Consider the following 25,656-nt stretch of genomic DNA (forward strand, 5'->3'; position numbering starts at 1 on the left):
GAATTTACGAAAAATACTGTATCCATTAATTGTTATGCACTCGAACTCCAATGCTCTCAATGACGTAGTTATCCCAGGCACCCCACCCCTCCCGAGGGAGTTACAAAAATTCCCCTCTTTGATTCCAACAAACGATTTACGATTTTCCCCTAAGTTTGATACCGACGTTGCTAAGCTTTTCCCTAATACCTATGATAGTCCTTACCTAAAATTTACTTCAGGAACTCTTGACCAACCTGTTCGTCCATTAAAAGTTGGTGTAATGCTATCGGGAGGTCCTGCTCCCGGAGGTCATAATGTTATTTGGGGATTACTTCACAGCTTAAAGAAAATTCACCCTGATAGCTCGCTAATTGGCTTTCTTAATAACGGCGATGGGATTCTAAATAATCATACAGTAGAAATTACTGAAGAATTCATGGAGTGTTTCAAAAATTCCGGAGGATTCAACTGCATAGGCACAGGAAGAACAAATATTATCACTGAAGAAAGTAAAGCCGCATGCTTAAAAACAGTACAAGCTTTAGACCTTGATGGTTTGGTAATTATTGGCGGTGATGGTTCGAATACAGCAACTGCTATCCTAGCAGAATACTTTTCTCAGCATCATCCTAAAACGTGCGTTGTAGGTGTTCCTAAAACTATTGATGGAGATCTTCAACACCTATTTTTAGACCTTACCTTTGGATTTGATTCAGCAACAAAATTTTATTCCTCCATTATTAGCAACATTTCTAGAGATACACTATCTTGCAAAGCGCATTACCACGTTATCAAGCTTATGGGACGCTCTGCATCGCACATTGCTTTAGAATGCACTCTACAAACACATCCAAATATCACTCTTATAGGAGAAGAAATCGCAGAAAAGAATATTCCTCTAAATACGATAATCCATAAAGTCTGTTCTATCATTGCCGATAGAGCCGCCATGGGGAAATACTACGGGATAATTCTTATTCCTGAAGGCATTATCGAATTCATCCCTGAGATTAACAACCTTGTTAAAGAAATCGAAAGAATCCCTGAACATGCTGATAAATTTTCTTCTCTATCCCGTGAATCTCAAAAATTGCTAAAAAGCTTCCCAGAAACTATCGCTAAACAACTCCTTAACGATCGTGATGCTCACGGGAACGTCTATGTATCTAAAATCAGTGTGGACAAATTGCTTATCCACCTCATAGATAACCACCTAAAGAAACATTTTAAAAATGTTCCTTTTAATGCGATTTCTCATTTTTTGGGTTATGAGGGAAGGTCCTGCCTACCAACAAAATTCGATAATACCTACAGCTACGCCCTAGGATATGGCGCAGGAGTTCTTACTTATAACCGCTGCAACGGCTACCTCACTGTCATCGAATCACTTATTAATATTGTAGATAAATGGCGGCTACGCGCTATGCCTATTGTAAAGATGTTCACAACAAAGAAAAAGTCGGACGGAACTATGAAACCTCTGATAAAAAAGAGTTTAATTGATATTAGCAGTCCTGCTTTTATCAAGTTTAAACTATATAGAAAAATATGGGCTCTAGAAGATTCTTACCGTTTTTTAGGACCATTACAAATTGACACCCCACCAAACTCTCATTCCGATCATTTCCCTCCTCTGACTCTCCTCCTCAATCATAATGAATGGCAAAAAAGGTGTTCTATATGTATGGAAATTCCTGACTGTGATTATTAATTTCCGCTGGCGATAAATAATATGACACCATAAGAAATTCGAGTTTATTCTCGACGAATTCTTTTTAAAAAATTAAATTTACACATAAATACCGTCTTAAACCTAGGGAAAGTAAAACTGAATGAGCACTACATGCCATAAACACGAACATCGTCATGTGATTACATTTAACATCCTAAATAATATTACAACTTTTGGTGTTCTCCATATACCTACACAGGTTTCTCCTCCCTATCCTTTGGTCGTTACCCTTCATGGATTAGCCTCAAGTAAAATAGGTTCTAAACGCATTCACGTACATCTTGCCGAAAAATTGTCAGAATGTGGGATTGCGGTTTTACGTGTTGATTTTCCGGGACATGGGGACGCAGAAGGCAATCCATATGACTTCTCGTTCAGCGACTATATCTTAAGTGCACATGAAATTATTTCTCATGGCTATGGCTTAAATCATATCGATACAAAAAATATAGCTGTTTTTGGTTCTTCATTGGGAGCTACTTTATCTTTGTTAAATATGTCTACCCTACATTATGTAAAAAGCATCGCAGTATGGGCACCGACCATTCAAGGGGCTGTATGGCTACAAGAAGCTATTAATCTTCCAAATAACCTGATTACACATTCTCCATCTTCAGAAGATATTTTTTATGGAGGTATGCGAATCAATAAAACGTTCTGTTCTCAATTTCTTGAAATGGACGTAACTAAGGAAATCCCGAAATTTTCTGATTCCCTATCTATACTCCACATGCAAGGACAAGATGATACCGTCGTATCCTTACATCACCTGAAGATCTTCTCTGAGGCTATCAGTCACAAACCAAATCCTTATGAGATGCGTGTCTATCCCAATACTGGTCACCATATTCCTCAGTCTTGCTCTCTGTTGTCAGAACTTGTACAATGGTTAAAACATCAACTTATTCCCTAGGAACTACCTATGGAGCTTCTCTCTGTAAATAAAAGTTACTTTGAATTGCAACGTTTGCACTATCGTCCGGAAACCTTAAGCTTTTTACACGATATCACATCTCTGCATATTGTAGACTCTGTCTCTACAGCATCTCCTTACGTTCCTAAAGATCTTCAAGAACATATTCCTTATTTATGCAATATCCCTGAAGTAACTATTGAAAAGGGACAGGCGAAGCCTTCTCAACCTTTGAAGATTGGTGTATTACTTTCTGGTGGTCAAGCTCCCGGAGGCCACAACGTTGTTATAGGGCTATTCGAAGGACTGCGCGCCTTTAACCCTAAAACTAAACTTTTTGGGTTTATTCAAGGCCCTTTAGGATTAACACGTGGTTTATATAAAGATCTCGATATCTCTGTAATTTATGACTATTACAATGTCGGAGGTTTTGACATGCTCTCTTCAAGTAAAGAGAAAATCAAAACCAAGGAACAAAAAAGCACAATTCTTACTACTGTAAAAAAGCTCAAACTTGATGGTTTACTGATTATAGGAGGGAATGATTCTAATACTGATACAGCAATGCTCGCGGAGTTTTTCCTCAAGCACAACTGCCATATCCCCATTATCGGTGTTCCAAAAACGATTGATGGAGATCTAAAAAACTTCTGGATTGAGACACCTTTAGGATTTCATACTTCCTGTCGTATTTATTCAGAAATGATCGGAAATTTAGAAAAAGACACTTTATCTATAAAAAAGTACCATCATTTTGTCCGTCTTATGGGACAAAAAGCTTCTTACACAACTTTAGAATGTGGTCTACAGACTTTACCTAATATTACCCTCATTAGCGAACATCTCGCTATGAGAAAGATTTCCCTACAAAAGCTTAGTGAACATATCGCTATGGGCTTAGTAAATCGTTTCAGATCTGGGAAAAATTATAGCACGATACTCATTCCTGAAGGGCTGCTTGAACACGTATTCGATACAAAAAAACTCATCAATGAACTCAATGTTTTGCTTTTAGACAACAACCTAAACTTTGATAACGTAAATAAACAACTTTCTCCAGAGTCTTTGAAAACATTTTCTTCTCTACCTACAGAAATTGCTCAGCAACTACTAATCGCTAGGGATTCTTATGGAAATGTACGGGTCTCTAAAATTGCTACAGAGGAACTCTTAGCTGCTCTAATAAAAAAGGAAATCCAAAAAATAGAACCAAAAATGGAATTCCAACCTGTGAATCACTTTTTTGGCTATGAATCGCGTGCGGGATTCCCTTCAAATTTCGATGCCAATTACGGACTAGCATTAGGCATTGTTTCCGCTCTTTTCCTTGTCAGACAACGGACAGGTTATATGGTAACTATCAATAACCTGGCTCGCCCTTATCACGAATGGAGTGGTGGTGCTACTCCTTTATATAAAATGATGCAACTAGAACAACGCTTAGGTAAAGAAATACCTGTAATTAAAACAGATTCTGTAAACCCAAATGCTCCAGAAGTTCAATACCTTTTAAATCAAAGTGATACTTGCTTGATGAAAGATTTGTATTCTTTTCCAGGGCCATTACAATATTTTGGCGAAGAACGACTCATAGATCAACGACCACTAACATTGTTATGGGGAAATAAAAAGTAGAGAAAAATAAGCACCTTTGCCAAGGCAACTATCTGGCCACTTCAGAAACTACTCTCTAAAAAGATGCTTATAGAAGAAAATTAGCGGTAGTCGGACTTGAACCAACGACTCGCAGATTATGATTCTGCTGCTCTAACCATCTGAGCTATACCGCCACACTAGATGGTAAAATTAATAGCGGGAGAAGGATTCGAACCTCCGACCTTTGGGTTATGAGCCCAACGAGATGACCACTACTCTATCCCGCGATAGATAAGAGACTTTAGCAAAGATCTATATTTTTGTACAAGGGATATATCTTTTAAAAGATTCCCAGGTGCGATCAAAAGCTGCTTTCTCTTCATGTAAAAACATCTCACCTTTCTGAATATAGGCTGCTCTCTCTTCAGGATGATCTAATAAAAATGTGATAACTTTGACTATATTTGCCTTGTCTAAACAACAACCTGCACCCATGGACAAAAGACGCGCTGCTAAATCTGACTGGGATTTGATATGCGGGCCAAAAATTAACGGCACACCACATTGTAACGGCTCTAATAAATTATGTCCCCCTATCCTATCATCAAATGTACCACCTACAAAAGCAAGATCAGCAGCAGAATACAATTGTTTTAACCAACCAATAGCATCTACGATAATGGCGTCATTCTTAGCAAATGTAGCTTCTTTACTCCACAAACCATAAGAAATACTTTCTTTAATTAAGAGACTTTCTAATTCTTTGGATCTCTCAATATGTCGAGGTACCCAAAGAACTTTTAAATTTCTACGTAATTCACGAACTACAGGAAGCCAAACCTCAATATCTTTAGGATGTACAGAACCTAAGACAAGTAATTCCATATCTTGAGTTAATTGTAATTTTTCTCTCCAATAGCCTCGCGTGTTATTTTCAGATATTGTTTCTGTATAAGTCTTGATATTTCCGGTAACTTCTATTTTCTCTTTATCAACACCCAGCTGCAAAAAACGTGCTTTATGCTGCTCATCTTGTAGTAAAAAGCCATCTATAGGGGAAAAATAGTTCCTACCGAAACGTTTTAAAATGTTGAACCGTTTACAAGAATTAGCTGAAAGCTTCCCATTAATAATAACGGCAGTAGCGCCTAGACTTTTGGCCTCTTCAATAAAATTCAGCCAACAGTCTCCCTCAGAAAAAACTAATAAAGATGGTGATATAGCTCGAACAACAGGTTTAATAATTATGCTTAAATCTAAAGGTAAAAGAAAAGTTGTCACTCCGATAGGTCCAAACAACCTGTGAGCATTCTCATGTCCTGATTCGGTACAAGAAGTCACAACACAACGCCATCCCGGATACTCTTTCATGAACTGTTTTATTAAGGGAAGAAGAAGAGCTGTTTCACCTACAGAAGCTCCATGAAACCAAGCTACGGGCCCCGTTCCCGGAACTTCTGGTTTCTTAAAACCAAAACGAATACCTAATGACTTGGTATACTTCCCATGCACGAATCTCTTATAAAGAATCCTAGGAAGCCCCACCATAAATGCAAAGATTAAAAAACAATCGTAGAGGAAAGTATTCAGCTTAGTACGTCGACCTTTGATCATAGAACGAAATTCACCAATCTATTAGGAACAAAAACTTCTTTTTTAATTTCTTTATCTTCTAGATATTTAGCGACGGACTCTCTTGCTGCGGACAAGATGTCTTCTTGTGAAGTATTCTTATCAATATCTAAACGCGCTCTTAACTTTCCATTTACCTGTATTACAAATGTTACGGAAGGATCTTCTAAATATTTAGTGTCTACCTCTGGCCACCCTGCATTATCTATACCAGGAGCATAGCCCAAAACTGTCCACAACTCCTCACTGATATGAGGAGCTATAGGAGCTAAAGCTCGCACGACCATAGCTAAAGCAGATTTAGGATAAATATCAAGCTTTGCAAATTCATTTATGAATTCCATAAAAGAAGATGGTATCGTATTTAAAGACATTTTTTCTATATCTTCCCCAACCCTATGTACTAATCTGTGAGCAAGAGCCATTCCCTTAGGATCGTCAACATCTTGAACAGCAGACGAAGTTACTAACTCATAAAAACGATTTAAAAAGCGTCTGCAGCCTGAAACGCCGTGATTACACCAAAGCTTGTTTTTATCTAAAGGTCCTGAAAACATAGCATACATACGCAACGCATCAGCACCGAACTCATCTATTAGGATTTGAGGATCCACTCCATTTAACTTAGACTTCGACATCTTTTCCTGACGGACTTCTAATTCTTCTCCAGAAGCAGTAGTCCATTTACCGTTATCTTCTCGAACATCTTCAGGGTAAACATAACCCTTACCAGGAACCCGATACGATGTAGCAAGAACTAAACCTTGATTGATTAACTTTTTAAAAGGTTCTGGAGTCGAGACCAAGCCGGCTTCATAAAACACCCGATGCCAAAAGCGGGAATACAGTAAGTGCAAAACCGCGTGTTCTGCACCTCCTATATACAGATCCACAGGCATCCAGTAGCGTTCATTTTCATGAGACCAAGGTGCTTGAGAATTATGCGCATCACAAAAACGTAAATAATACCAGCAAGATCCTGCCCACTGAGGCATAGTATGTGTTTCACGTCTTCCCTGACGATTAGTTTTTACATCATGAATATCTACCCACTCTTTTACATTTGCCAATGGCCCTTGACCAAAACCCTTGGGACGGTAGTCTTGAATTTCAGGAGGAAGTAAAGGAAGTTCATCATCTTCTAAAGGACGACATGTCCCATCTTCAAAATGAATAATAGGAATTGGCTCTCCCCAATACCTTTGGCGAGAAAATAGCCAATCACGCAGCTTATAAATAACTTTAGCTTCTCCCAAATTCCTCTTCTGCAAATAAGCAATCACATAATCACTAGCTTCTTTGCCCCCTAGACCATTTAGAAGAAAATCCCCATGATTACTTTTGATACAATGTTCATTTTCATCAAGAACCTCATAAATAGGTAGAGCAAATGCTTTAGCAAACTCTCGATCTCTTTCATCATGAGCAGGGACACCCATAACCACTCCGGAACCATATCCCATGATCACGTAATCTGACACCCAGATAGGTAAAGCAGCACCTGTTATCGGGTGCTTAGCATAGGCTCCTATAAACACTCCGCTTTTTACTTTAGTCTCACTTATACGTTCACGTTCGCTTTTACTTTGCGCACAGCGAATATAGCTTTCCACAGCACTACGCTGTTCCTCAGAGACTAGTTGATTTATCTTAGGATGTTCTGGAGACATGACTAGAAACGATACACCACACAAAGTATCGGGACGTGTAGTAAATACTTCCAAAAAGTTTTTGTTATCTACTTCAAAACGTATCAGAGCACCTTCTGACTTCCCTATCCAATTTCTCTGAAGCTGTTTAACATTTTCTGGCCAATCTAAATCCTCTAAACCCTTCAATAGCTGATCTGAATAAGCTGTAATACGTAAAATCCACTGACGCAACATTCTACGCTCTACAGGATACCCTCCCTCTATGGATAAACCATTCTCTACTTCTTCATTAGCTAAAACAGTCCCCAACTCTTCACAATAGTTGACTGCCATATCTGCCATATAGGCAAGCCCCTTTTTATATAGAAAGAGGAAGAGTTTTTGAGTCCAACGATAGTAATCGGGGTCACTAGTAGCAAACTCTCTCGCCTCATCATAGGAAAACCCCATAGCAGAAAGTTGCTTTCTAAAATTCTCTATATTTTTTTTTGTAGTTTCCCTAGGATGTGTTCCTGTTCTAACTGCATATTGTTCTGCAGGCAAGCCAAAACTATCCCAACCCATAGGATGTAAAACTGAAAATCCTTTAGCTCTCTTATATCGAGCTACAATGTCTGTAGCGGTATAACCTATTAGATGTCCGACATGCAAGCCTGATCCAGAAGGATAGGGGAACATGTCCAATACATAATATTTAGGCTTATCCGCAGCTTCGTCTGCCTTAAAGCTTTTGTGCTCCTTCCAAAATTGCTGCCACTTCTTTTCTATTAAACTAGGATCGTACCGCATAATATCCTGACAAAGAGATCTTTTTAAAACAAAATAGAGGCTAGTGTATCGTTCACTCAATGAAAAGACAAGAATCTTCTAATCAAAGCCCGCAAAACATTAAATTTTTTTCTATAAAAAAACTAACTTCTGTTATATTTCTGCCCCCACCCAAGACATTGACAAAAAAAATATAAAACCCTATTTTAATTATCTTTTAATTAGGTTGCTTTTCATGTTAGTTAAAATGAGCAAACTATTCGCATTTATTTTTTTGTTTTTCATAGTAGCTAATGCATCTCAAGCTGAATCAATTAAAATCCCCGGGTTCCCAGAAATCCCCGATAGCTTGCTTGTGATTAACAGAACACAGACTCCAAAAAACGAAATCTGCCGAGCTGTAAATATACAAAGTGGTAAGCATAACCTTGTAGGCACGCTCCACCTACCAATGACTCCTATGCCTGAAGGTGGTTATCCTACTGTCATTTTGTTTCATGGATTCCGGGGAAGTACAGTCGGTGGCTTGACAGGATCTTATAGAAAGCTCGCACGAGCTCTAGTTGATTTGGGTATAGCTTGTGTACGCTTTGACATGGCTGGGTGCGGAAATAGCGAGGGCATTGCTACTGAAGTGCCTATTAAAACCTATCTTAAAAATGGTGAGGATATTCTTGATACCGTAATACAGTATCCTGAAGTTAATCCTTTTAGACTGGGTATTGCAGCCTTCTCTCTAGGGTGCCACACTGCCTTCCATCTCGCACGATTTTACTGTCCTTCCCAATTTCAGATTCGTGCAATCAGCCTCTGGGCTCCAGTTGCTGATGGAGCAATTTTATTTAAAGAAATGTATGAGTCGGTGAAAAACAATACGAATATTGTTGATAACCTAGGAAAAGATTTTGGATTTGGCCCTGCACCCTTAGTAGTTTGCGAAGAAGACGTTAAAGATTTTCTCTCCCTTCAAGATCATATTGTTTTGAACTCTCTTCCTACAAGAATCCCTATTTTGCATCTACAGGGTAGCGAAGATAACTTAGTATCTTTAACTCAAAGAGACTTATTTAAAAATACAGCTCCAGGGAATACAGAGTTTAAAATCTATGAAGATACAGATCACAATTTAGGCACGTCTCCCCATATGCAGGAAATCATTCAAGATATAGTCAAATACTTCTACACCCATCTATAGACTGTTTTGACTTTGGCTTATATCTCTAAATATACTTCTCAGAAAGAAATGGCTTTGTGAGCTTTTTTAAAAATATTCCCTGCTTGATTCATCAGATCCTTTTCCTTATACTGGGATTTATTCGTGTCTTCTACTCATAGAGATCGATATGACAGATGTATTAGTCATAGGCGCCAACCCCACAGGTCTCATTTTAGCAAACATGCTCATTCAGCACGGTATTCTTGCAAAAGTGATAGACCATCGGGATTCTGCAGACGAGCCCGATTTTATAGATTTTAGGGATCTCCCTGTTGTTTTATCATGCTCTTCTTTAGAACTTCTAGATAATGCAGGTTTAATCGATGATTTCGTAGAAAAAGGGCACAAGCTCTTCGGCGCCCGTTATCACTGGAAAAAACGTACTGTATTGTTTAAGTTTAATCAAGCATCAGAATCGCGTTTTCCGTTTGCTTTATCCACTTCTTATCAAGAGTTCACCAAACACCTGATTCGTAAGTTTGAGGAAAATGGTGGAGCCATCCATTGGGGAACACGTCCTGTCACTTTAGTAGACAATAGTATTTTTATTGAGAGTACGAAAACATCACAAAATTTCGAAAATCGGGAAATTTACAACCCTAAATGGGTTATTGCCAGCGAAGCTGACAGCGATCCTGACATTCGCGATCTATTTAAAAATCAATTAAAACCCAGGAAGCAAGTAAAAGAAGTCCTTTTTGTTGATTGTGATGAAGGGGAACCTTTTGAAGAAAGCCATATTCACCTAGTTCCCAGCTCAAAAAGTTTCTTGAATTTTGTTTTCTATAATCACAAGAAAGGCACCAAACAGTTGTGTCTTAGCAACATTTCTTACCCTTTATCAGTAAAGCAAAAGCAGAAATTACTCTATAATTATAATCTTGCTGTTACTGATGAACATCACCATATAAAATCTGTTTTTCATCAGTATCCTGCAGACCATAACAACTTTCTATTTGTTGGCAATTTAGCTAATAATCTGAATTTTTCTTATCTTACAGGAATAAATTCCAATATCCATACAGCTTTTAATTTAACATGGAAGCTTATCCCTGTGGTAAAAAAGGCTGCCTCAAAATACCTCATAACAGCTAAAGAACGTGAGGTTGGGAACATTCTTCCTCATCTTAGCGAAAAGAGGCAAGGACGAGCTAAAAATTTATTATTCTCCAATCTTTATGTGCCCGCTCTGATGTATTATTTCCTAAAGGGTTGCCGTCAATTGGATGTTTCTGGAGGAGAATATTACTATCCCCCCCATAAGGCATTAAAATATCAAAATAGCGATATTATTAAGATGTCTTCACAAGATAAAGAAATTCTTGGTCCAGGTCCTGGAATGCGAGCCATTAATGCTCAACTTGATAATGGCAGCTATCTACTAGATCGTTTAAAAAGTACCAAACACTTGCTAATCTTCTTTAAAGAACGTACTGATCTAGAGCAAGCTCTTAAAGAAGAGTATAGTGAATGGTTAGAGGTAATTGTTACTAAAGATCAAAAGATTGCTAATCTTTATCATGCGAATCCGGATTCATTATTTATTATCCGTCCTGATTGTTATATCGGCTATAGAACTCATAAATTCAAGTTACATGAACTTATCTCCTATCTATTGCGGATATTCGCAGCAGAAAAAATAGATTAAGCGAGCTCTCTATCTAAACATTTTTCTACTTTTCTAAATACAGTATAACTCTTCCAAATTGACCACTCTGTACTATACTCCAAGAAAGTCTAGAGATCGCTAGAGTATAACGTATTACTTAGCGCAACTTTTTCTTGAATTAATGCCCGTTTTCTTTCCTGTAACTCTTGAAGAGTTTGAGACAAAGCTTCCAATTCTTTTTCCCATTCAGTACGTTCTTGGGCAAACATCTTATCTTTTTCTCTAACTACACTAGAGGCCATGGCGTATTTTTTCTCGATTTCTTTAGCATTTTGTATCTTTTGTGTGACCGTCAGTGCTTTGACTTTGAAGTCTTTCACCAAACGTGTCAAAATATACTTCGGCTGTTGCAATAGTTTTCCGTACAAATCACGAAATAGATCCTGATTCTGACCATCTAAACTCTCATTAGCACGGACATGTTCTAGTAAACTGGCAACTAATCGAGTATTTTTTCTCTTATTTACATTCTTCATTATCCAACTATCAATACGTTGCAATGCTAAAGAACACAAGTGGTGTCTACCCATGGTTGCGTTTACCGCCACAACCGCTTGGAGAGATTTTCCTTCTCTTATAATTTGTGTACTTCTAACAAAGTTTTCGTCTCCTAGCAACGTCCCACAAGCTAGTGGGGATAAGTTTCTTTCTACTCTTAAGTAAGAAGAAAGTAGTCTTTTTGCTTTTCGATACTCTTCTATAGAAACTTCTTCTCCGTTAGAAATTTTTTGCTTTAAGAGCCGAAGCTCTTCTAGAGCACCTTGAGCTAGCGAACATCCTTTACCGGGAATAGGAGAAGAAAACTCCAAGAATGGGGAGATGTGACCAATACCTAAGTAATCCAATGCTCTCTTACGCACTTGGAGCTCTTGCTCACCTACAATCGTCCTTTGAGATAAATCTTCTAAAGTTCTTGCTCTAGAGACTTCAAAACGTGCTAGCTGATCCCTACGGTGTTGATCAAGTCTGACGTCATTTTTCCCTAAGCAAGAAGATAGTTCTAATGTATTTTGAATCTCCTGCAGATACCCAGATTCAGCAGATTCTTTAACTAGGTTATCGAATAACTGTTTAGCTTCGTTGACAATATCATCAGACGCATTTGGGTCATCAATTTTAAACATAAGTTGAGTAAGAGCATCTACCCTACTCTTTACTTCATTAGCATCGACTTGCTGATCTGATATTTGAGACACTATTTGAGATAGGACATCCGCCATACCTTGACTCTCAACAAGCGTTTGTTCTAATTCAGGGAGCTGTGCTCTAGTATTCTCAAGACGCTGTTGTAGCTGATTTTTATAAGACACCTGCTGACGATAACATAGCAGCTCACTATCATAACGCATGCGATAGTTTACTATCTTGTTTTCCTCTTCTTCTAGTCGACCGATCTCTACAGTAATCTCATCCAAACGTCGCTGACCACGAGCTAAGACAATTTCTCTAGCAGAATCTATGGGTTGCGAAACAATGCGACCTATGTTATCTACAGCCTCACATTGACCAGAGGTTAATGACGCTTGGACTCTAACGGTTTCCTCAGACGCTTTTTTGCGATCTATAACACCTTGAAGATCTGTGGTGCCGAAGCGTCTCTGAATCCTTTTATCTAAAGATTTTGAAAAACTTTTAAGATCTTGGATAGATTTTTTGAAATCGTCCTTCTTATTAGAAGGATCTCCATCTAAATCACGAATTATTTCCCTAGCCCAGCTATACTCAAAACCTTCTAGTTGTAAAATATCTTGAACTCGAGAAAGACGCTGTACATCGAGATTGTTAAATTCTGAAGGGAGAATCTTTGTTGAAGGTAGTAAATCTTTTGCTAATGATGCTACACGCACATCAAAAGTTTTCTTTTCGATGATGCGGTCAAAAATCATAGGCACGATTTGTAAGACCAGTGCCGTAGCAATAAGACCTATCGGCAACCATACCATTTGCAGAGACAATAGAGATAAGCTAATGATAAGCACACCTAGCCCCAAGGCGAACATCACCACAGCCTGTCTTTTGTTCCACTTACTGGCTATTTTTTGTACCAGACTCAAGAAACTGCTTAAGTCCTGATTGCGTGTTTCCCAGAAACTCTTGCTTACACTCTGAGCATCACTAACCGTTTGAGCAGTACTTTCTACTATCTCTCCAAGTTCTGCAACCGCTATGGGGACATCCTGTTCACTATATGATGACAATACTGTTTCTAAATCTGCTAACTTACCAGATCTAGGATCATGCATAACTGAAAATAGCTGATTAGACGCACGTATTACCTCTTCAACAGCAATGTTATTGGGAGAACTTAAAGATTGTTCTAAATGAGCCATCTCCGCAAGGATCGCTTGTATATGATCAATACCTGAATCAAGTAAAACATCGATATTTTCCTGAGGTCTCGGTTGATTCGATTTAATAGCGGCTACGAGATCTAATCCCTTCTTCTTAGATGCCGTCTTTAATGAAGACTCCTTACTGGTCAGTGCCTGCCATAACAAGGATCTTGTAGTTGTCCCTTCAACTTGAATTCTTTGCCCAATACCCTGAATTTCAGGAACAATAGAGTGCAACTCCCCCATAAGAGCTTTAAACTCCTCGGCCCATGCAGCTATATCTTCTTTAGTAGGAAGAGCTTTAGCACCTCCAAGAGCACTGTGGGTCTTATCTAAGAAAGTACGACATCCGTGGATAAAGTCTGTTACATCCTCAGCTTGATGATGCGATGTCTTTAACTTATCGATTTCACGCTCTATAGTAGCATAGTTCTCTGAGAAATCATTCATCAAGACTAGAGTCATCTTTTGAGATTTAAAGGTGTTATACTTCTCACTCCACTCTTCGACCTTCTGGCGGGCTTTTCCTAAATCTTGAATAATTGCATTCTTTTCTTGGAGAATCTCTTCTACAGGTTTCGTGGATATAGCCCCCCAACTATCCTTATTTACTAAGTTTAACAGTTGGTTTATAGAGCTCAAAATTCTAATACGCTGATTGTCAGGATGTTTCTGGATGGCCTTCTCTATATCCACCCGGACAAACTTCCCAAGCTGTATACACCTATGGATTTTATCAAACAAAGAACTCAGATTTCCAAGATTAGCAAGATAACCGATAAACTCTGTTTGCACTTTATTGGATAAATCCTCAGAATTTGCACGCTTATCCCCTAGGAATTTACGTATGCTCTTAATCTCTGTATTTATCGATGCTTGAAGAGTTGTTTTTATAGTATTTGCCTCTACAACATTCCCAGAATTATGTTCTGAGATGATATTTTCAAGCTGATCTAAAATATTTCTAACCATCGACTGACGCGTAGCATCTACACTCTCATGAGTATTCAGCTCATTAGCGCCGGCTTTAATTTTTGGATGCAGATCAGTTAACGTAGGGTCTTCAGATAAAGCATATACATCCATTTTCCAAGATTCAAACCGTTTTAACCAATCTGCAAGTTGGACCTTAGTTATATGCATTTGGAGATTTGTGAATATATCTAAGGTAATATCAACAGTTTGTTGTTCCTGAGACAAATATAAACGTGTAGCCGGTGTGATATCTAATAGCCAGGACGAAAGCGTCTTACTATGTAAGTATGTGCGCTCATACTGGTCTATAGTCTGACGAATCTCCAGACCTACTTTATTTCCAAATCCACAGATACTCATCAAAGATTTTGCAAAGTCTAGGAAATCTACTCCTGGGAGGAGTGCCGGCAAATCTACCCCAGCTTCTTGAAGAGAAGAGTTAGAAAGTGTGCGTAAAGTAGAGTACGCGGAATTATTCTTTAATAACTCGACCTTAGTATTCAACACATCAGAAAGACGTTTTTTCCAGGCTGTATCATCAATATCATCGATACCTAAAAGTGCGTTACATTGATAACGTGAGTTAATTTCCCCAGATAACCCGATATTTTTATCAAGAGTTGCTCCTCCGTCATAGACATTTTTTCTCATGTCTGGACGTAGCTTAGCAAGAAGCTTCTCTGTTAAAGATTCCCCCTTAGGAATCTCAATATGATACTTAGATAAAGTCGAGCTCCTTAAATCCTGATGCTTACTAATTAAATGTCTGTGATAAATCTGTAAAGAACGATATTTTAATCTTATCTCTTGACAACGTGCGCGTAATCTCGTGCTGGCAAGCCAGTTAAATACCGTCACACCTAGAGCAATAACAGCAGGAATCCACAGACTGATATTGAAAATCATCAATACAGGAATAGCAAAAACAATTGCTGATCCTACTAGTGTCAAAATAATAAGGGCAATCTTGTACAAACGCATCTTTCTCAGATCCGTTTGTTCCATAGAGGAGAGTTCTACCTCTACAGCGTCCAAAAGAGCTTGCTGAGTAGTTAATCCCACACGCAGGCCCTTTGCCTCTGGGCTCAATGGAGATGGTGAGGAAACAGAATCAAGCTGTTCTCTCAGAGAATTTTGATTAGTGTCTCCATTAACTAGAGAAATAGACACAGACAACCTCAAAATATAGAACTTTTAGATAAGCATTATAACTCTAAAAGAATTTATATTAAATCATATATGCAAAGATTATTCTTATAATTTTTATTAATAAAAATAATTAAGAACTTAACAAATGGGATAATTTGACTTCAGTGAAGAATTTTTAACAACTCATCCTCGCTAAGAATGGGAATTTCAAGTTCTTGGGCCTTTTTTAACTTGGATCCTGGATCCTGGCCTACAACAAGATAGTCGGTGTTTTTAGAAACGGAAGAACCCACCTTACCTCCACAATTGCGAATGTAAGTTTCCGCTTCGGATCTAGTCAATTTTTCAAGGCTTCCCGTAATTACGAAGGTTTTCCCTAAACAAGAAGAACTTTCCCTATGGCAAGGCAAAACATGCACCCCTAGAGAAAGCATTTTTTGAATCTCTTCGAGATGTTCTGGTTGATTAAAATAAGCAACTATAGACTCTGCAACTTTATCTCCGATTCCCTCTACAACTTTCAGATCATCCAAAGAGGCAGCCATTACAGACGCTAAAGAAAGAAAATGTTGTGCAAGAGCGTTGGCTCCGCCTATACCCACATAAGGAATACCAAGAGCAGTAATAAAACGATCTAAAGGAACACTTTTAGCTTTCTCTATACTTTTAAGCACGTTTCTTATGGACTTATCTTTAAATCCTGGAACCTGGCGGAGATCTTCTTCAGTAATTTGAAAAATATCACAGCGTCGATGAATACAACCTAAATCAAATAACTTCGTAATAACCTTTTCACCAAGATGATCAATATCTAAAGCATCTCTTCCACAAAAAAAGCGGATTTTTTCAATAACTCCTGCAGAACACAGGGAGTTCGTACAACGGACAGACACTTTATCAGATTCGCGAGTTACCTTCCGATGACAAACAGGACAGTATTCGGGCATAACCCAGGGCCGTGAGCCTTCCGGACGCTTTTCTAGGCAAACACCAACAACTTGAGGAATAATTTCTCCGCCTTTCTCTACATATACAGTGTCACCTATACGGATGTCTTTTCTCTCAATTTCATCTTCATTGTATAGAGAAGCCCTAGAAACCCTTGATCCTGACAAAACGACAGGTCGCAGCTTAGCCACGGGGGTCAATACCCCCGTTCTGCCCACTTGAACTAAGATATCTTCTAAAATAGTTTCAGCTCGTTCTGGCGCATACTTGTACGCTAGTGCCCAGCGATAATGCTTCGCTGTCATTCCTAAGACTTTTTGATCTTCTATATCATCTACTTTGATCACCACACCATCCATTTCCATGGGAAGTTGATCTCGCAACGCTTCTATCTCATGGAGAGAGGCTGCTACTTCATCTATAGTTTGGCACTGACGTGGCTGACCGAATACAGGGAATCCCCACTCCCTACACAACAAGAGATTCTCATAATGCGATCGCTTATTCTCTTCTGCTAACGATCCATAAATAGAAATTTCTAAGTTTCTTTGTGCTGCTTCCTTAGCAGATAACAATTTCAAAGTGCCACCAGCAGCATTTCTTGGATTAGCAAATTCAGGTTTCTCAGCTTGCCTTTGTGCAGCATTTATCTGGCAAAAAGTAGCTCGTGAAAAAAATACCTCACCCCGAACCTCAAGGAATTCTGGAGCCTCTTTTGATAAACGTAGAGGAAGCGTGCGTATCGTACGAATATTTGCTGTGATATCCTCTCCCTTACGTCCATTCCCACGGCTTAAAGCCTGTACAAGGACTCTCTGCTCATAACGAATAGATACGGCAATACCATCTATTTTTATTTCTACAGTGTATTTTGGAGTATACCCCAACGCTTTCTCTATACGAAAAAAGAACTCGTAAAGCTCTTCTAAAGTATAGGCATTAGCAATAGAAAGCATGGGGTGCGCATGAGCTACAACAAGGAAGCTCCCTGAAGTTCGATCCCCAAGACGCATAGATGGAGACCATAATACCTTCCATTCAGGATGCTGAGCTTCTATAGAAAGAAGCTGCCGCATTTTCATATCATAGTCATAATCTGAGATTGTGGGATTATGAAGAACATAATAGCGATAATCATCTTCTTCGATATCTTTACACAGAGAGATATATTGTTCTCTGGAATATGTACTTTGCATGCAGTATTTACTTAACTCCTTTTGCGCAGCGGAAGCCATAGGTACTATTTACCGCACCAGGATTATTACGATGACGATGAGCACAACGAAGATCATCTTTTAAGCTTTTCCAGCAACCACCGCGCAAGACGCGATAAACCCCTTGAGCAGGGCCTTGAGGCGCGTGTGATTCTTGAGCAGAAAGTTCATAGAAATCATAGCTATACCAATCTTCACACCACTCATATACGTTTCCTGCCATATCATATAATCCATAGCCATTTGCAGGATAACTCATTACTGCTGTTGTATCAGAACTAAAGAAATTCGCCAGACTCTTATCTATTTCTTCACCACAAGGATAACGCTGCTGAGAAACACCTCCATACGCGGCTATTTCCCATTCAGCTTCTCTAGGGAGACGCTTCCCTACCCAATCAGCATAGCCAGAAGCACCGTACCAAGTAACACCAACAACAGGATGTTTAGCATAACCTGGCTCGATAACCAGCTTGCCTGAACGCCGTTGTATTCGCGAATCTTTAAGACGGATCAGCTCATTATAATATTTATCCTGTTCACTTCCCGAACATTCTAAATAACGCACAAATTGCTCATTGGTCACAGGATGTATATCTAAGAAAAAGCTCTGCAGGAAAATCTCATGTATAGGATGTTCGTCTCTTTGCCCTTCGCGACTCCCTCGAATAAAAGCTCCTCCCTCGATAAATACCATTTCTGTGAACAAGGGTTGAGGTTTCACCTCTTCTTTTTCTTCTTCTACATAACGGCTAACAACAGGCTCTCGTATTAATAAGGACTGCAATGCATTAGAATAGCTTTCATCTTCCCTAACAACCTCTTCGGTAGAATCTACAGAAGTATCCATAGCCTCGTCTATAGATTTTGCTTCTACAAGAACAAAGGCTAAATGATCAGAAGGTTCTTGATTTATTCTGCTCTCACCTTCCCGGAAAATATTCGCAACGCTAGGAACCTGGGGTTCGTCACTTATTTCCCTCAGCTGTTCTTCTCTACACTGCATTTTAGCAGTAACGAGCTGTTCTCCCAGTGTTTTTTTTACAATTAAGGGAGTCAGTTTCTTGGGTCTTTTATCTATAGAATAACTCAAACAAGACTTAATTAATTGATCCCATGAATAAATGTAATCAGGGAAAGCTTCTGATGGTAAAGGAAATACTCCCTGAGGGAACCTCCTAAACAACAAAAAGTAAACAATCACTCCGAAAGCATAAACATCTTCAGAAATTGTTCCTGATATAGGTTCTGGGGCCTGAAACACAAGTAATTCCTTTAACTTATCTAAAGATGATCTCTCTGAAAACTTTGTTAAAAGATGCTCAGTATATTGATCCTTGAGCAAAAAAGAAAATCCTAACTCAGGTAAAAACACCATAGGAGACTGTCCTGAAAGATCCACATGTACAGAGTCTAAACTCAGGCCACCATGAACTAATCCTCTAGAGTGTGCATAATCTAAAACCTCTGCCAACTGAACAACAATATCCTGAATTTCTAACTCTGATAATCCCTGAGGGAAACTAGAAAGATATTGACTTAGGGAAAGAGTGGGAACTTCTTTTTCTTTAGTCACTAAAAAATACTGACTATCTGCTTGTGAAACATTTTCTATAGAGAGAATTCCAGGATGTTTCATTGTAGCTAATTTTATAATAGTTTCATGAAAAGCATTCATAAATGCTTCTGAAGAGGACAATTCAGAATGAAGTAGTTTTAAAATATACCGTTTTTTTATAAAACGGTGCTCAGCAAGGATATCTTGGCACCATAAGTCCTTTCGCAAATAACAGAGAATCTTATAGTCACCTAAAAACTCAATTCCAATATTCTGCTCGCTTTCCATGGAGCAAACTCCTTGCCTTTTTGAGATTTTCTATCTTCTGCTTATATTGAGCTAACTATAGTAAGGGAAAGGGATGATTGCAATATACAAGAATAACAAAAAAGGACTTTGGAAAGATTCTCCTAAAGCCCCTCTTTGTTCTTAAGAATAAACAACACGTTAAAAAATTGTGTGTCCATCATTCTTTCTTAACCACAGTTAGTTACAATCTATTGTTATTTCCATAGTCATTTAACTACAAACTTCCGCAGCTCGCACGTCGCTCACTACGCGGTTAGCCCTATCTCCTTCTTCTATACCCACAGCTATTTTCAAAGGTTCTTTAATAATTTTCCCCACGCCACATAAACGAAGAATCATTACCACAACCCAAGACAATAAAAGGATCCCCAAAACAATTGCACATCCACCTGCCAATGCAGAAGTCGGACAACATAAATTTAAAGCTGTCACTCCAAGAACTAAAATTGCAATAGAAAATATAGCACCAACAACAGCAACAACAATTCTACTGATATCTACACATCTACGCTCTGCTCTAAATGCAGGGATTTTGTCTACGGATAGATCACAATTCCCTAAACCACCAAAAACATCTTTCACATTTTCAATAAAAGGCATCAAAACCCCTCTATTTTCATAAATACCCAGAGACAGCACATAGATTATATAACAAGATGCAAACATTCAATCAGAGATTCCTCTCTGATCATAAAAATAATGAGAAAGAAACCGCCCTAGCGCAAATATTACCTGCTACAAGACTTTGATAACACTGATCCTTTTCAAAAAATAAAATCTATTTTCTTGAAGCACTAGGAAGACATTTCTTAAATTATGAAAAAAAGAAAAACTCTTTTATATAAATCTAGACAGATCCGGTGGAAACCTAATTTAAGGAGTTATTTCTTTTAAAAATAGATCAATGTTTATTTAAAACTGAACTTTAGAAATAAACGCTATAATTAAATCCTTCTTTGCAAAGTGGATTCATAATCTCGGGATACAAGCGACTTCTTCAATAAATACATGTTTCAATATAAACATAGACGAGGATACGGCTAATCACACTAAAACTATAGTATTATTCTCAAAAAAATACGTCTGCAAATAGTGTCTGTGGGCAATGATTCATGCTACAACGGAAAAATGCCGATTTATACAATTTAAGCAATCTCCAAAATAGTCACAACTCCTGCCCTTACTAGAAAGAGAGATTTTCTCAGAAAAGTCTAACCCCTAATCTATCATAAGCCCTTTGTAGAGTAATTTCAAAAGGGTTATATCATATCTTATCTGTTAACAAACATACGTTTTAATATAATAGCAGACCAAACAAGTCCAACTAGAGATACAGCAATTGTAAGAACACCACAGTATGCAGCTGTTCCACCAGCAGAGCAACTCATGCTAGCCACAATAAGAGATGCTATCGCTACGATGGCTACTAGTACTGCAATAACAACTCGGGTTACACTGGAGCATAAGCGTTGTTTATTAAAAGCGGGAATAGCTTCTTTTGATAAATCAATTCGTCCTAAACCAGAAGCAACTGCGTTAAGGTTCGTTACGAAACCCATAACCACCTCCTATCTTAATTTTTAGGAGAACAATATAAAATATTAAGTTTTAAGTACATAAAAACAGAAATGAACCAGAACTCTGCCTACATATTTATAACCAACTTATAAGGGCATTTTGATAACAATCACTAAGAAGAAGTTATTTGTTAACTAGATACATATACCCTTAGGCGTATCTCCAGATACTCCTCCTGTATTTATTAAAAATAAGCTCATGAAGAAATTATCACATAAAAAACCGTTCTATAATTTTAAAATTATAGAACGGTTTTCAACAAACTTGAATTACTTATCTCAATAATGCTTACACTCTGTTTGAGAAAATAAATTAGGGGGTTTATAGATTTGGAGCAAGCCGCACCATTTTATGACGATAACTAGATATAGCACCGTACCCCCAGTAGCTAGCTAACATGAGCAAGACTAATCCTAGGACTATAGAAGCACCACCAGCTAGAGACATAACTGTAAACGCTGCTGCTGTGCAAGTCCCAATACCACAGATTAAAGCACCTAAACCAAGAAGTAAGGCGACTAAGGTCATAATCAGGCGAGTCAAATTAACAGACAATTTATTCTGCACAAGACGAGCAGAAGTAAAACCACTAAAACCTAAACCATCACGTATGTCCAACACGACTTGCTTACACGACATGATACACCTAAAACATTGATTTATAATTTTTCTATTGAAACATCTTCAGGAAAAAGCATAAACACAGGACAATAAAAAGTTTATTAACCACTCGCCTTAAGTACACCTCAATTTCAAGAATGATGAACTGGATGTCCTATGCGTGTCCTAGAAGGTATATACAATTTCTCTAAATCACTTACTAAGTCATTCCAGCGCATAACAATACTTCTCCACCCCCTTTCTCGACTTAGTTCACTCTGTAGTAAAAGAGTAGATGTAATCGCGAAAGTTAGCAGAGCAGCGCCTAGAGCACATCCTGTGGGCACTAGCCAAATACCCAAACTAACAGTTACGAAACCGGCTGCGGAGGCCATAGATAACGCGAAACACCCTGCTCCTATAATAGCAGCTGCAAGTTCTAGAACGACTCTATATCGCGGAACAACAAAAGCTCTCTGATTCATTGTTAACATAAGATCTGCAGACCTAGAGCGAATATCCGTGATACTCAATCGGGCGGGGGCCGGCTTTCCCTTTACACTAGCAGTCATAAAACACATATAATAAAAACAACGGACAAATAAGTATATAGAAAATTAATATTAATCTCAATAAATCAAAACATTAATATTAAGGCGCTATTGAAAACATTTTTTTTCGTATTTCGTGGTACAGAGTAAACGACTTCTTATCTTCATTCTGTATACCCCTACCTTTCAATAGGCCATCCGCTATTAAAAAATATCTCTGAGCCTTTGCATAATCATGACGATCGCAAAGAATCTTAGATAATTTTAAATGCAGAGCGATGTCTTCTGGCGCTTCCTTAGCACTCTGCTCTAAAAGAGCCACACCCTCAGCTATTTTCCCAAGATGAAGTAATACAGAAGCAAGCCTACGACGAGATTCACAACATTTGGGTGAGCGTTGCACAGCCTTTTTTAAAGCCTCTTGGTAAGAAAGGACCTCGTCGTATGTAGATCCTGGATGTGTAAACAATAGCTTCAATGTTGCTTCATCTATATTCCCTTGCAAGTAATCATGAGCTACTGACCCTATAGTCTGTGTTTGTGAAGAGCTTTTAAGAAGAGCCTCCCCTTCTTTTCTCTGACCTTTTAGGATTTTTACAATCCCCAAAAGCTCTTCGAGTTCATGATCGTCTACATACTCCTTGGCTTTTTCATAAGCTAAGTCAGCTTCTTGATATTGTTGCTTTTGCAAAGCAAAAGACCCTTGGTTAATAAAAGTTAGGCCTATAAGCTCTTTTTCAGAGCGTATTCTTAATTCATCAACGTTTAAACAATCACAATAATGCTCCGTAGGAAGATGTCTTCCTCCTGCAGTAGTTTCAATATTGACCTTTCCCCCTCCGTATCTTAAGTAGATGTGCCCGGGGGGCGTAACTGATTCTAAAGGGAGCTCTAAACGTTGTGCTAGGGATAAATAAAGAGAAGAAACACCCAAGCAGACACCGAATTTTCGGTCTGCTACTGAAGATAAAAAAGAAAATTCATCGGAAAACATTTCATTTTTTGATGGATAACGAATCCCTTCTTCATAAAATAGAATCGTATTCAGAGCTTCTATAGTTGCTCTATGATAAGCCTCGGATCCTAACGGACTTTGTTCCCTATCTAAGTATCGCTGACGTTCTATATAAGCACGCAGAGCTAAAATATCTAAATAATGTGTATAATGTTCTGCTTTACTCTTCCCCTCTGCTCCGGGGAATTCGGCGTATACCAGAGCACGCGCAAGATCTTTTTCAGGAAGAAAAGACGCATCATCATTGTAGCATAGAAAAGAGACCCCTTGCAGGTTCAGTTTTTTTATAACTTCAACATCTTCTTTTGAAAAAACATAATCAGGATTTTTAGATAATAAAACACAATTAGATAAAGTTTTCAGTTCGTGAACAGTTAGCCGGGGAAAAAACTTTTCCAGTTTCTGTCTACTTTGGTGATCACCATGTACCACAAAATAAGCACACAAGCTTTCCAAACAGTAGGGATCAAGATTCCAAAAATCCTCATACTGATCTTGTGGGATAGACACACCTTCACAAAATATCTTTGCGGCAAATCCTTCTATAGCAATAACAAACACAAAAACAGCAAACAGCGACCTTGGCATCATAAATGGTACTTCCTAAGTATCTTTAATCTGAACTTACTGATGTGAGAATTATACCACGGTTCCTCTCATATTGTGATTCTTTATTTACTCATGATTTAGATCACAGATAGATCATGAAAAGAAATAAGAAATAGTTTCTATTTCATCATCTTCCAAAAGCCTACTTATCTTTGCAATCACAAATACGCATATGTAAAAGGTTGGATTTGTGTCTAAATTAGAGACGATCCACTTGACTTTTTAATATTTTTATGATCGATTTGGGCTATCTCAAATCACCCAAAGCATGAACTTATGAAACACCCAGTCTACTGGTTTTTAATATCCTCTAGCCTATTTGCCTCCAGTTCCTTGGGCTTTGCTCAAGCAAAAGAAGAAACCTTAACATCTGCTGATAGCTATAACGGGAATATAACATCTGAGAAATTCCAGGTAAAAGAGACTTCTTCAGGAGCAATTTATACTTGTGAAGGTAATGTATGTATCTCCTTTGCAGGGAAAAATTCACCCCTAGAAAAAAGTTGTTTCACAGAAACAACTGAAAATCTTTCTTTTATAGGAAATGGTTACATGCTGTGTTTTGATAATATTACTACACAAGCAAGCAATCCAGGAGCGATTAATGTTAGTGGTACCAATAAAACCTTAGGCATCTCAGGATTTTCATTATTTTCATGTGCCTATTGCCCTCCAGGAACTACTGGTTACGGAGCCATCAAAGCTACAGGGAACACAACTATCAAAGATAACTCTAGTCTTGTCTTCTATAAAAACTGTTCGACAACAGAGGGTGGCGCTATTCAGTGTAAAGCAAGCAGCTCTACTGCTGAACTAAAGCTAGAAAATAATCAGAATCTGCTTTTCTCAGAGAACTCTTCCAGTACAAGCGGCGGCGCTATTTATGCTGATAAACTAACCATCGTCTCGGGTGGTCCTACGTTATTTTCTAATAACTCTGTATCCCATAATTCATCCCCTAAAGGCGGAGCTATTTGTTTGGATGATACCAGCAGTGAGTGTAGTCTAACCGCGAATCTTGGAGATATTACCTTTGATGGGAACAAAATCATCACAACTAGTGGCAGTACAATCAAAAGAAATGCTATTGATTTAGGCACTAGCGGCAAATTTACAAAGCTAAATGCTAAAGACGGGTTTGGTATTTTCTTCTATGACCCTATCGCTAACACAGGGGATACTGTAACAGAAATAGAACTAAATAAAACTGACAGCTCTACTTATACAGGCAAGATTGTCTTTTCTGGAGAAAGATTATCTGATAAAGAAAAAACGGATGCAGACAATCTGAAATCATATTTCAAACAGCCCTTAAAAATAGGTGCGGGTTCTTTAGTCCTTAAAGATGGTGTCACTCTAGAAGCAAAAAAAATTACACAGACAAAGGGCTCTACCGTTGTCATGGATCTAGGAACCACATTACAGACACCTTCCTCAGGAGGAGAAACTATCACCCTAACTAATTTGGACATTAACGTTGCCTCATTGGGGGGGGGGGGGGTACTCCTGCTAAAGTCGCAGCCACTACAGCAAGTAAAACCGTCACCATCAATGCTGTCAATCTAGTCGATGCCGACGGCAATGCTTATGAAGATCCCATCCTCTCTGCATCAAAATCTTTCGCAGCACTAACAGCCACAACCTCCTCGAGTACAGT

General features: G+C 38.4%; 16 protein-coding genes and 2 tRNA genes. 6 read left to right on the forward strand and 12 right to left on the reverse strand.

The window, feature by feature from the left end; genetic code table 11:
- The first annotated feature begins 34 nt into the window (after nucleotides 1-34).
- The 3 genes from E1N70_RS05015 (at nucleotide 35) to E1N70_RS05025 (ending at nucleotide 4,262) form a co-directional block, all read left to right on the forward strand.
- Entirely contained in the window at nucleotides 35-1,693 is a 1,659-nt protein-coding gene (locus E1N70_RS05015; RefSeq protein ID WP_131744428.1) for a diphosphate--fructose-6-phosphate 1-phosphotransferase, read from the forward strand.
- Nucleotides 1,694-1,814: 121 nt separating this feature from the next.
- Nucleotides 1,815-2,627 carry an alpha/beta hydrolase gene (locus E1N70_RS05020; RefSeq protein WP_131744429.1) on the forward strand — a complete coding sequence of 271 codons (813 nt, stop codon included), beginning with the start codon at nucleotides 1,815-1,817 and terminating at the stop codon, nucleotides 2,625-2,627.
- A 9-nt stretch (nucleotides 2,628-2,636) separates the two neighbouring features.
- On the forward strand, nucleotides 2,637-4,262 hold the full coding sequence (locus E1N70_RS05025; protein WP_131744430.1) for a diphosphate--fructose-6-phosphate 1-phosphotransferase: 1,626 nt from the start codon (nucleotides 2,637-2,639) through the stop codon (nucleotides 4,260-4,262).
- A gap of 81 nt (nucleotides 4,263-4,343) precedes the next feature.
- Here the strand turns inward: E1N70_RS05025 and E1N70_RS05030 are convergent.
- The 4 genes from E1N70_RS05030 to leuS form a co-directional block, all read right to left on the reverse strand.
- A tRNA-Met gene (locus E1N70_RS05030) sits at nucleotides 4,344-4,417 on the reverse strand.
- A gap of 20 nt (nucleotides 4,418-4,437) precedes the next feature.
- Nucleotides 4,438-4,510: transfer RNA gene (locus tag E1N70_RS05035), tRNA-Met, on the reverse strand.
- A 25-nt stretch (nucleotides 4,511-4,535) separates the two neighbouring features.
- Entirely contained in the window at nucleotides 4,536-5,837 is a 1,302-nt protein-coding gene (gene waaA / locus E1N70_RS05040) for a lipid IV(A) 3-deoxy-D-manno-octulosonic acid transferase (RefSeq protein ID WP_131744431.1), read from the reverse strand.
- Nucleotides 5,834-8,296 (reverse strand): leucine--tRNA ligase, encoded by a 2,463-nt coding sequence (gene leuS, locus E1N70_RS05045; RefSeq protein ID WP_131744432.1) that lies wholly within the window; start codon nucleotides 8,294-8,296, stop codon nucleotides 5,834-5,836. Before leuS ends, waaA begins: the two co-directional genes overlap by 4 nt.
- 226 nt (nucleotides 8,297-8,522) lie before the next feature.
- Between leuS and E1N70_RS05050 the strand changes: the two genes are divergently transcribed.
- On the forward strand, nucleotides 8,523-9,470 hold the full coding sequence (locus tag E1N70_RS05050) for an alpha/beta hydrolase (protein ID WP_131744448.1): 948 nt from the start codon (nucleotides 8,523-8,525) through the stop codon (nucleotides 9,468-9,470).
- 148 nt (nucleotides 9,471-9,618) lie between these two features.
- Entirely contained in the window at nucleotides 9,619-11,139 is a 1,521-nt protein-coding gene (locus tag E1N70_RS05055; protein ID WP_131744433.1) for an FAD-dependent oxidoreductase, read from the forward strand.
- An 89-nt stretch (nucleotides 11,140-11,228) separates the two neighbouring features.
- Here the strand turns inward: E1N70_RS05055 and E1N70_RS05060 are convergent, their stop codons facing one another.
- From E1N70_RS05060 to E1N70_RS05095, 8 genes are all read right to left on the reverse strand, one after another.
- Nucleotides 11,229-15,638: a hypothetical protein gene (locus E1N70_RS05060; protein WP_131744434.1), complete on the reverse strand. Its 4,410-nt coding sequence runs from the start codon at nucleotides 15,636-15,638 to the stop codon at nucleotides 11,229-11,231.
- Nucleotides 15,639-15,778: 140 nt separating this feature from the next.
- Nucleotides 15,779-17,761: an NAD-dependent DNA ligase LigA gene (gene ligA / locus E1N70_RS05065; protein ID WP_131744449.1), complete on the reverse strand. Its 1,983-nt coding sequence runs from the start codon at nucleotides 17,759-17,761 to the stop codon at nucleotides 15,779-15,781.
- A gap of 7 nt (nucleotides 17,762-17,768) precedes the next feature.
- On the reverse strand, nucleotides 17,769-19,625 hold the full coding sequence (locus E1N70_RS05070; RefSeq protein WP_131744435.1) for an SUMF1/EgtB/PvdO family nonheme iron enzyme: 1,857 nt from the start codon (nucleotides 19,623-19,625) through the stop codon (nucleotides 17,769-17,771).
- A gap of 231 nt (nucleotides 19,626-19,856) precedes the next feature.
- Nucleotides 19,857-20,312 (reverse strand): hypothetical protein, encoded by a 456-nt coding sequence (locus E1N70_RS05075; protein ID WP_208638318.1) that lies wholly within the window; start codon nucleotides 20,310-20,312, stop codon nucleotides 19,857-19,859.
- Between the two features lie 605 nt (nucleotides 20,313-20,917).
- A complete protein-coding gene (locus E1N70_RS05080) occupies nucleotides 20,918-21,205 on the reverse strand; it encodes a hypothetical protein (protein WP_131744436.1) in 288 nt (95 codons plus the stop codon).
- A 340-nt stretch (nucleotides 21,206-21,545) separates the two neighbouring features.
- Nucleotides 21,546-21,863, reverse strand: a complete 318-nt coding sequence (locus E1N70_RS05085; RefSeq protein WP_131744437.1) for a hypothetical protein — start codon at nucleotides 21,861-21,863, stop codon at nucleotides 21,546-21,548.
- A 113-nt stretch (nucleotides 21,864-21,976) separates the two neighbouring features.
- Nucleotides 21,977-22,309: a hypothetical protein gene (locus tag E1N70_RS05090; RefSeq protein WP_208638323.1), complete on the reverse strand. Its 333-nt coding sequence runs from the start codon at nucleotides 22,307-22,309 to the stop codon at nucleotides 21,977-21,979.
- A 166-nt stretch (nucleotides 22,310-22,475) separates the two neighbouring features.
- Nucleotides 22,476-23,981: a transglutaminase family protein gene (locus tag E1N70_RS05095; RefSeq protein ID WP_131744439.1), complete on the reverse strand. Its 1,506-nt coding sequence runs from the start codon at nucleotides 23,979-23,981 to the stop codon at nucleotides 22,476-22,478.
- Nucleotides 23,982-24,275: 294 nt separating this feature from the next.
- Here E1N70_RS05095 and E1N70_RS05100 point away from each other — a divergent pair, with 294 nt between their 5' ends.
- Complete coding sequence (locus tag E1N70_RS05100; RefSeq protein ID WP_131744440.1) at nucleotides 24,276-25,565, forward strand: polymorphic outer membrane protein middle domain-containing protein; 1,290 nt, start codon at nucleotides 24,276-24,278, stop codon at nucleotides 25,563-25,565.
- Nucleotides 25,566-25,656 lie beyond the last annotated feature (91 nt).

Source organism: Chlamydia buteonis (assembly GCF_900634605.1).
GTDB lineage: Bacteria > Chlamydiota > Chlamydiia > Chlamydiales > Chlamydiaceae > Chlamydia > Chlamydia buteonis.

Coding starts and splice junctions, on each gene's coding strand:
- E1N70_RS05015 (WP_131744428.1), top strand. CDS start 35: ATGCACTCGAACTCCAATGCTCTCAATGACGTAGTTATCCCAGGCACC.
- E1N70_RS05020 (WP_131744429.1), top strand. CDS start 1,815: ATGAGCACTACATGCCATAAACACGAACATCGTCATGTGATTACATTT.
- E1N70_RS05025 (WP_131744430.1), top strand. CDS start 2,637: ATGGAGCTTCTCTCTGTAAATAAAAGTTACTTTGAATTGCAACGTTTG.
- waaA (WP_131744431.1), bottom strand. CDS start 5,837: ATGATCAAAGGTCGACGTACTAAGCTGAATACTTTCCTCTACGATTGT.
- leuS (WP_131744432.1), bottom strand. CDS start 8,296: ATGCGGTACGATCCTAGTTTAATAGAAAAGAAGTGGCAGCAATTTTGG.
- E1N70_RS05050 (WP_131744448.1), top strand. CDS start 8,523: ATGAGCAAACTATTCGCATTTATTTTTTTGTTTTTCATAGTAGCTAAT.
- E1N70_RS05055 (WP_131744433.1), top strand. CDS start 9,619: ATGACAGATGTATTAGTCATAGGCGCCAACCCCACAGGTCTCATTTTA.
- ligA (WP_131744449.1), bottom strand. CDS start 17,761: ATGCAAAGTACATATTCCAGAGAACAATATATCTCTCTGTGTAAAGAT.
- E1N70_RS05070 (WP_131744435.1), bottom strand. CDS start 19,625: ATGGAAAGCGAGCAGAATATTGGAATTGAGTTTTTAGGTGACTATAAG.
- E1N70_RS05075 (WP_208638318.1), bottom strand. CDS start 20,312: ATGTTTGCATCTTGTTATATAATCTATGTGCTGTCTCTGGGTATTTAT.
- E1N70_RS05080 (WP_131744436.1), bottom strand. CDS start 21,205: ATGGGTTTCGTAACGAACCTTAACGCAGTTGCTTCTGGTTTAGGACGA.
- E1N70_RS05085 (WP_131744437.1), bottom strand. CDS start 21,863: ATGTCGTGTAAGCAAGTCGTGTTGGACATACGTGATGGTTTAGGTTTT.
- E1N70_RS05090 (WP_208638323.1), bottom strand. CDS start 22,309: ATGAATCAGAGAGCTTTTGTTGTTCCGCGATATAGAGTCGTTCTAGAA.
- E1N70_RS05095 (WP_131744439.1), bottom strand. CDS start 23,981: ATGATGCCAAGGTCGCTGTTTGCTGTTTTTGTGTTTGTTATTGCTATA.
- E1N70_RS05100 (WP_131744440.1), top strand. CDS start 24,276: ATGAAACACCCAGTCTACTGGTTTTTAATATCCTCTAGCCTATTTGCC.